Origin of the sequence: Marinibactrum halimedae, from assembly GCF_021234875.1 — a bacterium.
Lineage (GTDB): Bacteria > Pseudomonadota > Gammaproteobacteria > Pseudomonadales > Cellvibrionaceae > Marinibactrum > Marinibactrum halimedae.
In genome coordinates this window covers 25356-42700 of the sequence record NZ_JAJQVM010000018.1, presented here as the reverse complement: position 1 = coordinate 42700, position 17345 = coordinate 25356, and the positions used below count along the sequence as shown (strand labels likewise).

10 protein-coding genes are annotated in these 17345 nt (G+C 43.5%); 1 reads left to right on the top strand and 9 read right to left on the bottom strand.

The window, feature by feature from the left end; genetic code table 11:
- The first annotated feature begins 38 nt into the window (after positions 1-38).
- Positions 39-746, top strand: a complete 708-nt coding sequence (locus tag LU351_RS11600) for a response regulator transcription factor (protein ID WP_232594238.1) — start codon at positions 39-41, stop codon at positions 744-746.
- A 34-nt stretch (positions 747-780) separates the two neighbouring features.
- On the opposite strand, the gene LU351_RS11595 is transcribed toward LU351_RS11600, so the two are convergent.
- From LU351_RS11595 to LU351_RS20940, 9 genes are all read right to left on the bottom strand, one after another.
- The gene (locus LU351_RS11595; protein ID WP_232594237.1) at positions 781-2781 is read right to left on the bottom strand and encodes a hybrid sensor histidine kinase/response regulator; all 2001 of its coding nucleotides are present in this window, start codon (positions 2779-2781) and stop codon (positions 781-783) included.
- Positions 2782-2882: 101 nt separating this feature from the next.
- Positions 2883-3443, bottom strand: a complete 561-nt coding sequence (locus LU351_RS11590; protein ID WP_232594236.1) for a YfiR family protein — start codon at positions 3441-3443, stop codon at positions 2883-2885.
- A gap of 22 nt (positions 3444-3465) precedes the next feature.
- Positions 3466-8619, bottom strand: a complete 5154-nt coding sequence (locus LU351_RS11585) for a beta strand repeat-containing protein (protein ID WP_232594235.1) — start codon at positions 8617-8619, stop codon at positions 3466-3468.
- A 14-nt stretch (positions 8620-8633) separates the two neighbouring features.
- A complete protein-coding gene (locus LU351_RS11580) occupies positions 8634-10247 on the bottom strand; it encodes a ShlB/FhaC/HecB family hemolysin secretion/activation protein (protein WP_232594234.1) in 1614 nt (537 codons plus the stop codon).
- A 579-nt stretch (positions 10248-10826) separates the two neighbouring features.
- Positions 10827-12854 (bottom strand): threonine--tRNA ligase, encoded by a 2028-nt coding sequence (thrS, locus tag LU351_RS11575; RefSeq protein ID WP_232594233.1) that lies wholly within the window; start codon positions 12852-12854, stop codon positions 10827-10829.
- 70 nt (positions 12855-12924) lie between these two features.
- A complete protein-coding gene (gene folE2, locus LU351_RS11570; protein WP_232594232.1) occupies positions 12925-13866 on the bottom strand; it encodes a GTP cyclohydrolase FolE2 in 942 nt (313 codons plus the stop codon).
- Positions 13867-13904: 38 nt separating this feature from the next.
- Entirely contained in the window at positions 13905-15239 is a 1335-nt protein-coding gene (locus tag LU351_RS11565; RefSeq protein ID WP_232594287.1) for a dihydroorotase, read from the bottom strand.
- A gap of 61 nt (positions 15240-15300) precedes the next feature.
- Entirely contained in the window at positions 15301-15720 is a 420-nt protein-coding gene (hisI, locus tag LU351_RS11560; protein ID WP_232594231.1) for a phosphoribosyl-AMP cyclohydrolase, read from the bottom strand.
- Between the two features lie 277 nt (positions 15721-15997).
- Positions 15998-17314, bottom strand: a complete 1317-nt coding sequence (locus tag LU351_RS20940; protein ID WP_232594230.1) for a DUF1501 domain-containing protein — start codon at positions 17312-17314, stop codon at positions 15998-16000.
- Positions 17315-17345: the final 31 nt, after the last annotated feature.

Genomic DNA, 17345 nt, shown 5'->3' with positions numbered 1-17345 from the left:
ACAAAAATACTCAGTCGTAAGAACGGAGAAAAAAGAATTTGAACATACTCGTTATCGACGATCATGAATTGTTCCGAGACGGCATTAAACTTGTGCTGCAAAAGCTGGATGAAGTAAAGGAAGTTTACACTGTCGAATCAGGAGAGAAAGCACTTGTCACAATACAGGGCTCTATCGAATTTGACATTGTCTTGCTAGATTATAATTTGCCCAACTGCTCGGGGATTGACACACTCAAACTACTTAAGAATGATATTCCAGAGGTGCCTATTGTTATGCTCTCTGCAGAAGAATCCCCTGAACGTATTCAGGAAACCATGCAGGCTGGTGCGAATGGATTCATTACGAAAAGCTCTTCTGCTGAAGTGATGGTCAGTGCCGTTAGGCTCGTCCTCTCTGGGGGCATGTACTTACCACCACAACTACTGTTTAATAATCCAAAATCCACTCGACAATCCAACGCCCAAACCACTGAAACCCCTTCCTCTCTTCCAGATCCAAACCAAAGAAATACACCCGAAGTGCAAGAAAGCTCTACAAATAGTGAGCACTCCTTAACGGGTCGTCAAAAGCAGGTTTTGGTACAAATGAGCAATGGCTTTTCCAATAAAGAAATTGCCAAACACTTGCACATGTCACCCAGCACCGTAAAAGTTCATGTGAGTGCTATCTTTCGGGAATTGGGAGTGGGTAATCGAGTACAAGCTATTGCAAAGGCCAAACAACACCGGTTAATCGATCCTTAAAAACAGCTTAAATCAAATACAACTATCGCTATCGTTAAAGAATATTTTGCAGAAGCGTTCTCAGTTTTGCCGGTTTGACAGGTTTTCGTAACACTTTAATGCCTTCATGTTTTAATTGCTCCAGTGTTGCTTCATCTTCCATACCCGTAATCACTAATGCCGGAATCTCTTGTTGATAAAAATGGCCCAGCCCTTTGATAAGGTCTGTGCCTAGATCTTTGTCTCCTAATTGGTAATCTGAAACGATCGCTTGCGGAATCCAATCGGCGTCCGATTTCGCAAATTCCATGCATGTTGCAATAGAGTTAAAGACGCGAACATCCATTTCCCATTGACCGAGTAAGAGGGATAAAGCATCACGAACCGAATCGTCGTCATCAATAAGAAAGACACGTTTATTGGTTAACTGATTGAAAAAAGCGGAGATTGACGTTTTAAGCACATCCTCTTGATGTACACTTCCCCCATCCTCGAACTCGGGCTGGGAGGAAGGAGCGCTATTTTCCTCAAGATTCAAAGTCTTGCTGCCCGGTTGACCTACATTTACTTGATCACTTTCTTTATCATTTTCTTTATCATTTTCTTTATGACTTTCTTTTACCTCTGGTAATTTATCGATTCGGTCAAGAGGAATTAAAATTCTAAAAACACTCCCTCGTCCATATTTAGATTTAACGTCTATGGTGTAATCCAACAACTCACAACTACGTTTTACAATGGAGAGGCCCAATCCCATGCCCTGTGAAGATACTTTCGAATCGACACTGACTTGAACAAACTCTTTAAAAACCGTATCCAATACATTTCGTCGAATTCCTTCACCAGTATCCCAAACCTCAATGCACAAAGCGCCATTTTTCATTCGGCAAGCGAGCGTAATACCACCAAAATACGTATAGCGAAAAGCATTGTCCAACAGGTTTCGAATTATCCGCTGCAAAGTTGAAGCATGAGTAATGATTGTAGCGTCGTATTTTTTAACATTGAAAGCCAACCCTTTCTGTAAGGCAACGGCTTGGTATTCCGCCTCTAAATGATCAAATAGTTCCAACAACGACACTTTATCATCAAGCTGTTTGGTTTTTACCCGCTTTTCCAGTGAGGACACATCCATCAAATCGGTAAACAAATGCCTCATATTCTCGATGGAACGCTCAAGTTTATCGATCAGCTCTTCATTCTTTTCAGGCTCACTGCGCATGGCGGAGACAAACATCACCATCGCTTGTAATGGTTGCTTCAAATCATGGCTCGCCGCAGCCAACATTGCCTGAGTTTCTTCACGATGCATTTCTGAACGTTGAGCATGGTATTTCAGGTTAAGCCCTTGCTCTTCCAACTCAGTCACCATTTCATAGAGCTGATCTTGTGCGCCTTCGATTCGCCGTAACATGCCATTAAACGAATCCACCAACTGACCCACTTCATCATCGCTGATTCGTTCTGCACGAATGGAATAATCCTGCGTACTGGTTACGTAATCTGCTGCGCGCCCCAAAGATTCAATGGGTTTCACCAGACGATGCTGAAGCTTCATGGTTAACACGTAAGCGATAAAGCTCGATATAAGTGAAACGATCAAAGAAATACCAATTATGTTCAGCATTCGATCATAAAGCTGAGATAAATCAGCGGCGATCATTAACGTGCCATAAACGGTGTTTTTCTTGGCAACGGGTAAGGTAACAACGAGATAGCGATTCACCTCTGAAAAAGCTTCAATCGTTTTATCGAACTGCTCATAACATTCAATAAGCGTGTTGGGCTCTCGAGTTACACTGGAAAACAATTGACCGGTGCGATTGTACAAACATCCCATATGCACAGTTTCAATACTCAATAAGGCTTTAAGATTTTGATCAACCACACCTTGATCGAGAAACGCCATCGCCGCCACACTTCGAGCTGCCGTAATTTTGGCAATAGCCTGAATGTGTTCCTGCAAATCATTTTTCGCTTCTTTACGGTCGTACAGAACGAAGAAAAGCGATGCAATAAACATCGCAAGGCTCAGCGCCACTACGATGATAAACATTAATTTATATCGCAACGACCGATAAAATCTTTTATTACGTTTAAAATTTTTATGAGAATGAAAGCCTGCGAGCTGCATTTAAATACCTTTTGGCATTTAGGTTATTCAGTGTTCTTTGTGGTATTCCTTTTTACCTCTCTTGCCAAGCTCAACAAATCTGAGCTTAAAAACAGTCCTTGTTCCAGCGCATTGGAGATATTAATTTGAAACTGCACACGATCTGTGGTTCGTAAAATATTAATCACCCCACCATTGTCCACAAACCCCTCTTGCTCACCCACACTCAATACATACACATACTTAATGTTTGACCAAAAATCAGGTAACTGCGCTCGCTTATCCTGACCAACAAATAAGATTTGACAGCCGTCTTCAAGCGTTTCAATATTCGCCGTTCTTACCACCATCAATTGCCGTTGACCAATCAGGGTTCCGTTTACGGCATCAAGAAAAATACCAAAGGGCACACTGCCATACAAACACACTTTTAGGGGTGAATTCGTCGATAAAAAGGCGTCGTCCGGCCACTCTACGAAATTAGCAAAGTTGTAAATAAAAATGGCTTTCGCTTGTAATGCTTTTTCTTGCTGAATGTCTGCCCACGTATTGCCACAGAAGACGCAGAAAAAAAACATCACTAACCAAGTTTTCAAAGGGGACATAAATAGTGCTCGCATAATTCCACTAAAGCGTTTCCAAAACCATGGATGGCAACTGCCCGGAGATTAAAAACGTATTAAAAAAGCGATGAAACGTTTGATCAACACGACACTGATTCTTCTCTATTTCTTCTTTTAATACGTCACAATTTTCAACTCCGTACCCCAAGACCGCATCTACCCCATCTATTCCTGACTGACGATTGATACTACTCACGGCCACACTACTGCCACCTATGATATTAGCAGGGTATACATCGCTTAAAATATCGCTAAGATCAGGTGTCAAAGGGTCGGTAGATTGTGCTTTAACGATTAAATACACGCCAGAACCATCAGCAATCGAAAACTCAGCGGGGCTTGTATCAACGCCATCCGCCAATAAAATACCGGTGCTCACATTGGCAGAGCCTGGTTCATTCAATAAGTTCTGGTTTAGGCTATGGTTTGCATCGCTATTGTTGACATTAGTTGGCTTAGCGATATTTCCATTGCTGCGCTCTACACGGAAGGTTGTGCCAGGCTGTAAAGTAATACTGCTTAAAGATTCGGTCATTTCACCTTCCGCAGGGTTTTCTTTATAAAGATCCGCTACAAAGTCTCCCCCCAAAAGTCGAATATCAACACTCCCCTGACCAACGCTTCCAATCGTAAAAGCCGTAGGCGACGTCGTATCATTATTATCGAAAACGATAATGGCATTGTCGGAATAGCCGTTCGTCAGCCCAGGCAAAGTGCTATCCAGAGTACTATTGGCTTCCAATGACGCCGTGCCCGACCCACCTAAAGTGATATCACCAGAATCCACTCTAAAACGCATCATACCGGTTCGCTCACCATCCGCACTCATATCCGTCACCGCAAGACGGTCATCCAGTGCTAAATCTCCGCTATTTAACAGCACATCCAGATTGCCATCCTCTAGAACCAGTGCATTACCGTCTCCACTCAAGTCGGCAATACGGAGTGAGCCCGAATTTTGAATACTCAAACCGGCACCCAATACCGTTGCATCCAATGTATTGACCGATGAATTTAAGCCAATAGTATTGGTAGCGGCGTTAGCAGATAAAATTAGCTCATTGGCCGCAACCAAAAGCGAATTACTGGTATCACTCACGATTGAGTCGGCAGATAGGGTTAAGCGACCTGGGGTCGAAATACCGTCGTCGGGTAATGTGAGGGTGCCAGATTCCAGAATTAAAGCGGTATCGCCCGGTGAGAGAAGATTCTCTAGGCGGACATCACTTGCCTCATTAATACGAACGATGCCTGACGTCGTATTTTCAACATTCAGTACGGCGACATTCGTGGAAAGGTTAATACCCGTTTGCGCCTGAACCTGAACACCGCCATTTTGCGCTTGAACAATCCCATCTGTGCCAGTGCTAATGGCTGAATTGCTGTTTAACAGGATGGCACTGGCATTTTGCGAAGTGCTATTTAGTATTCCATTATGAATAATTTCATTTCCACTCAACGATAAAGAAGCATTACCCACATCAATTAAAGCAGATTCACCCGTAGAAATAGTGCCACCTGCAGTAAAATTGATATTCCCACCCTCTGATGCCAAGGCAATACCATTAGCAACCGCTAGATCACCTCCGGTATTAAATGTAATTGTCGAACCAGAAGTTTGAGTTGGCGATGCATAACGTAAATTGGTATTCACATTTAACGAATCACCCGTACTGATCGAAAACGAAGCGTCTCCTGAAGCGAGCATATTCATTAACGTGAGAGAGTCCATCTCATTAACATTAATATCACCAGACACACTATTTTCGATATCAAGCACATCCACATTGGTAATGATATCCACCCCCGTTTGAGAGCGAATTTGCGCACCACCATTTTGGGCTTGAATAACGCCAGTGTTGCCTGTCGTTATGTCTGAAGCACTGGTTATCGCAATCGCACGATTACTTTGCGACGTAGAGTTCAATGTACCGTTATGAATAAGTTGACTCGCTTCTATAGAAAGAAGGCCACTGCCCGTATCAACCGTCGACGATTCCCCTACCGTTACATCGTCTGCAGATATACGGATATCTCCACCTTGTGACGAAACAGAAACGCCGTTTGCTACCGATAAATTACGCCCTGCATCAAAAACAACGGATGTCCCGACGGTTTGTGATGGTGATGAATAGCGTAAATCCGCGTTAATATTAATATCACTACCGGCATTAATCGAAACCGTTGTATCTCCTGCAGACAACATATTCGTGAGTACAAGAGAATCCGTTTCGTTGATCACCACAGCACCCGATACCGAATTTTCAATATCCAATGCATTGACTGAAGTGATGACATCAACGCCTGTTTGGGTGCGAATGCGAGCACGACCATTTTCAGCTTGAATCACACTACCATTACCACCAACGAGAGAAGTTGCGCTGGTTAAACGAATGGCCTCATCCGTCGCAGCGGTTCGTAGGGTTCCATTATTAACAATACGATTTGCCGTTAATGATTGCACCGCATCGCCAGAATCGATTAATGCATTTTGACCTATCGATAAATCCCCACCGGAGGTTACCTCAATAGAAGCGCCTCCAGAATCTACATTCACATTGTCCGAAATGACCACATTATTTGCAGCGTCTAAGGTAATTTCTGTATTGGTATTTTGAGTCGCCGATGTATCCGCTAAGTCGGCGTTCATAAAAATAGAGCCTGATGTACTCTCTACGGAAAAACGGTGAGATACCGCCGCATCACCGACGTTACTTAAATCTACTTGGGTAGCAAACGTAATATCCCCAGTGGCGTTAATACTTAAATCATTTACACCGTCTTGCACAAGCCCGATTATAACAATGTCGTTGGCTTCATTAATTACAAGCCGATCAGCTATAGCCGCTGCGCTAAAATTCAAAGCAAGCTCATTAACATTTAAGGAGGCAATTTCTTGCCCATTTAAGGATTGGGTTGTTAAGTCAAGAGAATCGGCTTGAACAAAATACGACCTTGAACCTGCAATGTTCGCATTTTGTATTGCCGCACTTTGCAGCACCACATCACCCGGAACACTGATTCCACCCGGTAGGAAGATACTGCCTGAATCACTAGAATTAATTAAACTCAGATTGGTAACGTTACTCACATTTACCAAATTAAAATCAGATGTACCAATACCAGCCGTTGGGGTGATAAAAGCAGAAAAATCACCACCGGCCAAATCAATATTATTTAGATTAAAAGTATTACCCGTACTTAAAAATGCCGGTATATAAAAAAAAGTAAAATTACGATCTACACCAAAAGAAACATTCAGGTCATCCGTGGAGCCTTGTATAGAAAGGTCTGCCGACGGGTTACTAAGGGCAATGTCGATCGAGTTAGAAATTATGTTTAATAGACGATCCGAAGCATCTCTAAGGTCACCGGCACGAATGGTTAAATCTGCCAACGAGGCGTTTCCCGTTTCTGACCACGTTAGGGTATTGTTTGCGGTAAAGTTAAGATTTCCGCCAGCCGACGAGATCAGTGAATTTCTTCCCAGTGTGATATCAGCATCGGAGTTAAAATCAATGGTACCGCCATCAGAAAGAATCAAAGTACCATCAGCTACCGAAATAGACCCACCATCCCCAGCAATCGTTTCAAAAAATAAATTGACATTATCCCCACCACGAGCACATCCGCCGCCTGCAGCCACTTCACAAATATTGGCGTTAATATTCATATCACCGTTAGATTGAAAGGTCAGTGTTTGGCCGGAAATGCCAGTTAGGTCAATATCTTCGTCAATTGATAAGACCCCTGAATTGCCCGCCACATCCACAACGGCCGTAGATATAATCACATTACTACCGCCACTTAATAATCTATTTAAACTACCGGGAGATATCGTTGTGATTCCTGGAAAAGAAGTTGCAATTGGCAACTCTATCGTTCCACCAGGGATAGCCGGCGGAGTTGTTGATATACCAGCTGACATAATAGAAATATCCACAGGATCAATAAATACCGTACCATTCTCACCATTCTCGGAAGTGGTATCTATCATTCCTTCAAAGCTTACAAACTGCCGACCAGAGACTTCAATAAAACCACCATTCCCACCTTCAGTACCAGCCATAGCGGTTGAATATGCCTCTGGTGCAAACCAAGCAGCACCCTCAGAGTATTGAATAACTCTTCCACCATCACCAAAACCAGCGCCATTTGCAGAGGTCAATGACCCATCCGCCAAATACAAGGCATCGGTGGTATAAATATCAATATTTCCACCCGCACCATTACCCTGTGCATCTGCAGTAATCTCCCCCAGATTGGCAAAACGCTCCGAATCAATATCAATCACACCTGTCGATGTTTGTGTCAGCGCATCCCCATCTGCACTCACAACACCGGAATTAATAATCGCGCCGGCACTGGAAGAAATGACAATTTCGCCATTGTGTACTTCAAACCCCGTTGCTTGAATAACGCCTTCATTATTAATAACGACATTTTCAATGGCATCGAAAGAGTTCGCATCAACCGTCACCCCTACCCCACCAATCACATTGCCGGTATTGTGAATATCCGCCGTAGTGGATGCAGCCGTAACATCAAATGCCACCGACTCCCCCTCAAACCCCACAACAACACGCTCCCCCGCCAGCAAACCAACAGAACCCCGTTCGGCTTGCAACTCGCCTGAGTTGTGGATGTTATTACTCACAAGCGCAATAAACCCTTCACCTCGAGTACGGATAACACCTCGGTTTTCAATAGTGGCCGTAGCATCACCTTCGAAGGTTAACTGATTTTGAAGGAAGTCATCGTTACGAATATCCAAGGTAGAGGTAATTAAACTGCCTACATCTAGCTGAGCGGTTTCTGAAAAAAACACGCCATTTGGATTGACCAATAAAATTTGCCCATTGGATTGCAGTTGTCCCAAAATATCTGAGGGGCTATTTCCTACTACGCGATTTAATGTAATCGCCTGGCTATTCGGTTGTTGAAATCGAACCAGTTCGTTTTCCGCAATATCAAAGTCAGTAAATTCAATGATGCCATGTTGAGACGACTGCTCAACCTGCATTTGATTTTGTTGCATAGTAACTTGAACATCCCCTACAACAACTTGATGCCCTTGAGGTAATGCTTTGGTATTAACAACAATAAAACCACCCAAGAAAAAGCAACCGCTATATTTTATGCAATCTAAATAATTCATTCTTCTCAACATCCTTACCATTTAGCGGTTAACGAAAAAGTTAAGGGTTGCTCCTTAAATTCAATGGGTAAATCAGAGGACGAACTCACGGGAAAAGCATAGGTAACGGTTAACCCCAAGTGTTGTTGCCAAAAAACAGACAATTCGGCACCAGCACCAATAAACTGAGCGTTATTGACTTCATTTCCGTCCAAATCAAACTGAGCACCTGTAGCACCTTCCACAAATAACTGAGTATTTATCGAAAAGGGTTTATTCGTTTCGCCTCCACCAAACTGATATCGAGGTAAATGAAGTGCAAAAGAAGAAATAACCGCATCATCCGCAGAAAATTGTCCCGCCTCAAATCCTCGAATGCCTCGGGCTCCCGTTAGAGACATTCGTTCAAACGAAGGTAAACGCGTGTTACTACTAGCTTGGGCACGCAATTCGCCTTCCAATGCCCAAGCAGTGGAAGCCAAAGTAAAGCGGCGGTAATATTGATAAAAAAGATTAAAATAGTCGAAGTCAGATTCAAACACCGTCGTGTCGCCAGTTTCGCTGTCCACATAGCCATTAAGTGAGAAGTCACCCGAATTCCAACGCCCGAGAAATCGGTGATAGCTGCGTTTCCCAGAATATTGTGTATTCCATGAAATTCCCGTTACCGTTGTACTTTCATCGGGCTCAACATCATCACTCTCAAACACCGATGAAAAATCATTGGCTTTATCCGCATACGTTAACTCGAAAAAATGTTTGGTATATTGGCTGTAATACACGTAATTGGTATAACTGACTTCTTCAAATGATGCCTCACCCTCTAACTCTAAGTTGGCGAACTCACCCCCAATCTCAAATGCACTATTACTTAAATACAGCCCCAATTCGTGGTGCAAATTGCCTATCGGTGTTTGATAAAACAAATAGCCATACTGATTTTTTTCTTCACCGTAAGACTGCAACACCCCCAAGCCCAAACGATCAAAGCGATTAAGTGGATCGTTCATTGTAAATTGCGCCAAGCCTCTCTCTCCACCTGATTCGACAGGGCCATAATTATCGAAAGAAACCGACATATTCCATCGCTCACTGGCAGACACTTTTAAATTCAGTCGTACAGAATTTGGTTTACTGCCTCGGGAGTAGTAGGCAAAAACATTCATCGAGCCGATGTTTTTTAACGAATGCAACACTCGGTCAATGCGTGGCTGATACAAAGGTTCATTCAAAAGGGTTTTAAATTGCTTTTGAATATGATCACTGGAATAAAACGTATCATTCATCACGCTAATATCGCTTAATACAATTTCAGCAATAAATATCGTAATATTACCTTCGTGCGGTTTTTGAGGAGGGATATACGCATAATGAAATTTATAACCGGCATCACGTAAGTGCAGCGTTAAGGTGTCTGATATTTCTTGGATTTGATCAAAACGCATTTTAGCCGGATATTTCTGACGCAGGCGATTTGCCAATTGCATCATCGACTCTAATGACAAATCGTCAGTTAATGTATTGGCCGTACCGGATATAGAAATCGTATTGACATTAACAACAATATCCTTGACTCGGGGATCTATGTTATGTTGCGCAAAGCAAAGAAACGGTATAAAAAAAAGGAAAAACCAAAAAAAATACTTCAAAAGACTCTCTTCTCCATAAAAGACACTATTTGGCTGCCGTCGTACAATGTAGCGTCTTATTTAGATTGTGTTAATCCCTAAACCTATGCATTACTCTTATAAATAGGCGAAATCATGAAGATTGGCGAAAAAAGTTGGCAACCATTATTGCCTTATCCCTAAATCATATAGATAATTTCAATACACACAAAAAACGACATAAAAATAAACAAAGAACAACTTATAATTCAAAATCTTGTTTTTCATCTCCATTATTCAAAAATAATCAAAACGCTCTTTTCGACCATAAAAACTAATTCATAAAGACTAAATCATAAAGACTAAATCATAAAGGCTACTTCATAAGAACAATACACTCCATGCCTTGGCTTAGGAATACGACCAATGGGCTAGGCCATTTTTCAGATAAGTAAGCAGTACACTGCAATCTACGTCGCAGACAGATTTGTAGAAAAAGGATACGAAGAAACGATAGAAAAGATTTTTTTAACAAAAAAGGAGCACCGAAGTACTCCTTTGTTGAATCAAACACGCCGTTACGCGTGCTCGCTCTACTTTACTCATTTACACATAAAGTATTCAATTTTCGACCATGCTTGACGCATCTTGTGGATTAGCAGGTTCTAACTTCTCTTGAAAGCGTTTTCGCAACTGCTCGGTACGAATATATCTCATCGCCCTGTCCGGCGCTTGCGCCTTTTCTTTTAATAGGCTGATCGCGTTAAACACACTCATACACCCCAAATCTTCCCCGCTAAGAGAACGAATGGTGACTTGACCACTTTCTGCTTCTTTGCCCCCAGCAATAAGCATAAAGGGAACGCGATTTAACGTTTGCTGACGAATTTTATACCCGATTTTTTCATTACTTAAATCGGTATTCACACGAAGGCCTTCCCCTTCTAATAAGGCTTTTACTTCTGTGGCATAGTCATTAAACGGCTCTGAAATGGGCAATACAATGGCTTGAGTGGGTGATAACCACGGTGGCAATTTACCGGCATGATGCTCGATAAGAATACCCGTAAAACGCTCTAGAGAGCCAAATAACGCTCGATGCAACATCACTGGACGCTGACGCTGACCTTGTTCGTCCACATACTCCAAACCAAATCGCTCGGGCAAATTCATGTCCACCTGCAAGGTACCACACTGCCAATCTCGACCAATGGAATCGCGAAGGACAAATTCCAGCTTCGGCCCATAGAAGGCACCCTCACCAGGGTTCACGCCGTACTCCAACGACAAGCTCTGCAATGATTCTGTTAGAGCTCCTTCTAAAAGGTCCCATACCTCATCGCTGCCCATTCGATTTTCTGGGCGAGTCGATAATTTAATCCGAACATCGTCAAAACCAAACTGCTCGTAAATATCCAACACCAGTTCAATCACTCGGCGACACTCTTCCTGCATTTGCCCAGTGGTACAAAAGATATGGGCATCGTCTTGGGTAAAGTGGCGTACACGCATTAACCCATGGAGCGACCCTGAGGGCTCATAACGATGAACTTTGCCAAATTCCGCGATTCGGATCGGTAAATCACGATAGCTTTTCAGCCCGTGACGATACATCAAGACACCACCGGGGCAATTCATCGGCTTCAATGCCAATGTGCGCTCATCTTCTGTGGTGGTAGTGAACATATTTTCACGGTAGTTTTGCCAATGGCCAGAAATTTCCCATAAATTTCTATCCATCAAATCCGGCGTATTCACTTCTACGTAGTCAGCGGCTTGCTGGCGTCGACGCATATAGGCAATCAACTCTTGGAATACTTTCCAGCCGCGAGGGTGCCAAAATACCGAACCGGGTGCATCTTCGTGGAAATGAAAAAGATCCAACTCTTTACCCAAACGACGATGATCGCGCTTTTCCGCCTCTTCAATACGCTTTATATAAGCCTGCAAATCTTTTTTGGTCGCCCAAGCCGTGCCATAAATTCGCTGTAACTGCTCATTTTTCGCATCACCGCGCCAATACGCTCCTGACAACTTTGTGAGCTTAAAGTGCTTTAAAAATCGTGTGTTGGTTACATGAGGACCACGACACATATCGACATACTCTTCATGGTGATACAAGCCCATGGTCGTTTCATCCGGCATGTCATCAATCAAACGAAGCTTGTATTCCTCCCCTCTTTCTTGGAAGCATTGAATCACTTCATCACGGGGCGTCATTTTTTTTACGACCGTATAATTCTTCGCGATTAATTCTTTCATTCGACCTTCGATCGCTTTGAGGTCGTCTGCCGTAAACGCTCTTTCGTAAGCGATGTCGTAATAAAATCCATTTTCAATCACCGGGCCAATCACCATCTTTGCCGTAGGGTACAATTGTTTTACCGCATGGCCGATCAAGTGGGCGCACGAATGGCGAATAATCTCTACCCCGGCCTCATCATTGGGGGTAATAATCTTTATGTGTGCATCATGATTAATAGGGTCATGAGCATCCACTTGTTGCTCATCAACCCAACCGGCAATGGTATTTTTGGCAAGGCCTGGACCGATGGAGGCAGCAATATCGGCAATGGAAGTCGGTGCTGGGTACTCTCTTTGAGAGCCGTCTGGTAACGTTATTGTAATCAGGCTATTTTCACTGTTCATAAAATAAAATATTTTTCTCTGACAAAGAATTCATTATTAGAAAAAATCGATTAAAAGGTGGCGATGACATTTATGATTTTTGATCTATAACAACCGCATTATGCGCATGCAAACTTTCTTGATGCTCAACCTTAAACCAATAGTGAGAGAGGTTATCCATCGCTTCTAAGGCGGCCTTCACTCGACGTGCAGCATCTTCACAAAATAAAAGATTTTCGGCATTTAATTGCGCAAACGCTTGCTCATCTTGACGCTTTACCGCCGTTTGCACCGGCGTACCAATGGCCGTTTCAATGGATTTGATGAGTTGGGTGATATCGGCTAATGCACCCGAGGTAAAATCCAATTTTAGATACGCGTAAGAACGCTGGCTGTGTGGTGTGGCGATGCTACCAGCCAATGACTCAACCCAATTCAAAACTTCTGCTTTATTCACGGATTCACCCGTAAATTGGCGATCCATCGCTTGTTTCATCAACTGGCGTGATAAAGACGCCGAACACGGGCATGTGCTCGAATAAGGTACGGTCAGTTCAAGTTGTGTTGAAATTTGATCGCCTTTTTGAGTAAAAATCCATTGCACAGGATAAGATTGATACCCAAATTGCTCACTCAATAATGCCGGCTTTTTTAAGGTAACCTCAAAACGCAAACACAATTTCGCACTGCGGCTAATGCCTTGCTGGGATTCAATGAGGCTTGCCAAAACTCGCTCAATACTAGATTGATTGAGTTCTTGATGTGCCAACATGTTGTTTAAGATCAAATACAATCGCGACATGTGAATGCCTTTTACCGACGGCTTATCCAAGCCGACAAACACATCCGCCATCGCAGAAATCGGCTCAGCACGACACTCTGAACTCGCCGACTCAAAAGGGGAAACGGGAAACCGCAAAGGAAGCGCAATACGCTCCATGCCAACCCAATTTAACGTATGAGAAAACTCTCCACTTTCTTCTGATGTCACATCGGGTAATGGAAAGTCGGTTGGAGATACTGCTTGATTCATATTAATCACTGCTCAAAAAATTAACGTAACGGGTGCGTTTAGCGATCAAAAATTAATGCCGCTCCGGGATGCACACCGGTAATAAGTGATGATCCATCAAAAACCTGCACACCATTTACCCAAGTACTTTTTATTTGTGACGAGAAAGAATGCCCATCAAACGGCGTCCATTTGCAGTGGTAATAGGTATTCTCGTGAGATACCGGTGTCGATTGTGCAGGGTCGACCAGCACGACATCAGCAAAATACCCTTCACGGAGAAAGCCTCGCTCACGAACACCGTAACGAATGGCCGGGTTATGCGCCGTCTTCTCCACCACTTGCTCAATCGACAAGCGCTGATGATGAACGTGATCTAACATACTTAACAACGCATGTTGTACCAGTGGCAAACCCGCCGGTGCGTTCTCGTAGTCTTGTTGTTTTTCATCCCAGGTATGAGGAGCATGATCGGTGGCAACGATATCAATCTGCTGCGTGTGCAACGCATTTATCAAAGCAGCACGATCACTGGGGGCTTTAATTGAAGGGTTACATTTAATTAAATTACCCAGACGGGGGTAATCTTCTTCACTGAACCATAAATGGTGCACACACGCTTCTGCGGTAATTTGCTTATTCGCAACAGGCCCAGCCTCAAACAAGCTCAGCTCTTTTTCTGTGGTAATGTGTAAGACATGCAATTGGCTGCCGTGTTTACGCGCAAGCCCCACCGCCAGCGAAGAAGAGGCATAGCAGGCCTCTACGTTTCGAATTTTAGGGTGATCAATAATAGAAGGCGTTTTTCCTGCGTCTCGATAAACCTGAAGGTTGCGGTTTAAGACACTGCCATGCTCACAATGGGTCACAATCAAGACTGGGCTTTCACGAAAGATATTCTCCAGCGCCTGTGGATTTTCTACCAACAAATCCCCAGTAGAGGCACCCATAAAGACTTTAACGCCACACACCCTAGAGGGGTTGAGTGCTTTAATCTCGTCTAGATTGTCCTCGGTGGCACCAAGATAAAACGAATAGTTTGCCGCCGAGCAAGCCTCGGCAATCCCAAACTTATGTTCCAAGGCCTCTGCGGTTGTGGTGGACGGTTTTACATTTGGCATTTCCATAAAACTGGTAATACCACCGGCCACAGCCGCTAACGACTCCGTCGCAATTCGCCCTTTGTGCTCCAACCCCGGCTCACGAAAATGTACTTGATCGTCAATCATTCCCGGCAAGAGCCAAGCGCCTTGGGCATCGATGACCTGATCATTCGTCTCTGCCGAAATCTCCGCCGCAATTTTATCAATACGGTCTCCAGAAAGACGAATATCCCCCTCTTTTACGCTGCCTTCATTGACCAGAATGGCATTTTTGATCAAAACCCGCTTCATCACGCTTTTCACCACCTTTCTTTATGCGCCGTTCTTTATGCACGTTGTTTTTTAGGCACGATTAAGCGCTGTCCCCATTGACGACAACGTGGGTGCCCTCTTCATTGACTTGAAGGTAAAAACAATTCGGTCGCCCGGTATGACACGCAGGCCCTTCTTGAGTTACCAAACACAAAATGGCATCACCATCACAATCGAACGACAATTGAACTAATGACTGGGTATGCCCGCTGGTTTCCCCTTTCACCCAAAGTGCCTGACGCGATCGAGACCAATAGGTCACTCGCTGGGTTGTTAACGTTTGCCTTAAGGCGGTTTCATTCATCCAAGCCATCATTAAAACGTCTTTCGATTGGGCATCTTGGGTAATCACCGGGATTAACCCATCACTATTGAAGGCCAGCTGCGACACAATCTCTTCTAACGGTAACGTTGAATTGTGCGGGCAATGTTCAATCGACTGAAAAAAAGCATGCTTCATGTCCGCGCGAACCTCTAATAAATACCAATGAAAAATATTATTATGTTATAACATAACATTTACGAGGGCAAACGCCAGCGAAGAGAGCACATAAAAAGGAGAGCGTACATAAAAAAGAGCTCACAATGGCACCAAGAGAATTATCGAGTCACTATGCCGTTGGAAAGAAGGCTTTCGTCAAAAAAACAATAAAAAATTTTATCGGATTAATACAATTAGACGCCCTCTCCATAAGGCGCCTTCTATGTTTCATTGTTACCTATTTTTATCTTATTACTCATGAAAACAAGTTAGGCATAATTAAATTTTCCCCTAAAGGAAATCGTTTTGCTTGTTCACTATCATTGAGGCCTAAGTACTCACGCATTCCATAAAGGGTGTGGCGAATGGTTAGGTTCGTTCCATTTCTATCGGCTTTACCCGTTTCTAGATTGAGTTTAACTTGTTCATAGCGATCGGTTGTTTCCCCAAAATACTTTCCTCCCGACCCAGAACCTTCAGGGTGAATGATCATCTGCCCGGTTACATTGTGGTGATCTTTTCCACCTGATCCATTATGCAAAGCCCGGCGACCAATATCCGATGCCACCATAATCACTGTTTGATCAGCAATGCCAAAAAAAGTTAATGCTTCAATCAAATAGTGAATGCCTTCCAGTAAATTCCCCAATGCAGGATATTGATCATTGTTATTACCATGAGTGTCAAACCCCCACTGACTTAAACTGGCCGCATTTGACGTACCGGTGGCAAAACTGGCTGCCGTTAAACGTGCTTGCAATTTAAAATGTTGCATACGACCTGAGTTCCAATCGCCTTTAAAATCAGGCACCCCTTCTAATTGCGCTAAATTATCATGCAACTGTTCAAATCTATTTTCTGACAGTCGGTAATTCAATAAATTATCGAGCCCCTTGCTTCTAGACGAAAGGCGATAGTCCAGTCCATTTTCTTCCATAATTTGACGAGACAACCGATCCTGATGGGCATTTTTAATCATGCCATAGAGTCCAGACTCCTGACTGCCTCCAGGGTTACCCATTAACTTCAATAACCCACCCCCACCCAAACGCGCTTTTTCTACACCAAGGTCTGCAGTGTAGTCACTTCCACCGTAATGACCACCAAAAGTAATATACGGTAACGGTAAGTTACGACCATGAACCGCACTGTGTAACGCCGCAATAGAAGGGTTAGTCCCGAAGTTCCCACTCCAAACGGATTTCGCCCCAAGTAGATGACTGCTTGTTAAGGAATCAACACCCCGAATGGCCGTTATTCTATTTCCATAACGTGTAAAAAATTGACGATATTGGTTTTCAATAATGGCCTTATCTTTCACATCCGGAACCGCACTCCATTGAAGTCCTTCGGGCGTTTTCAATGAATTATCCAATGCAACTTTATTTATTTCATTGGCTTTCCCTTTAGGGTCAAATAAACATGTACTGTCCCAGCCACCATCTGCGGCGATGGCAACAAAATAACGATAATTTCCAGCTCCGGGAGCAGCGTTCGCTTTCACAGCCGCGACCGGTAAAGCCGCGCCAAAACCCGATGCTGCCAATAACTTAATAAATTGTCTTCTCTTCACTTTCCTTACCCTCTCCGCAATTTGACAAACT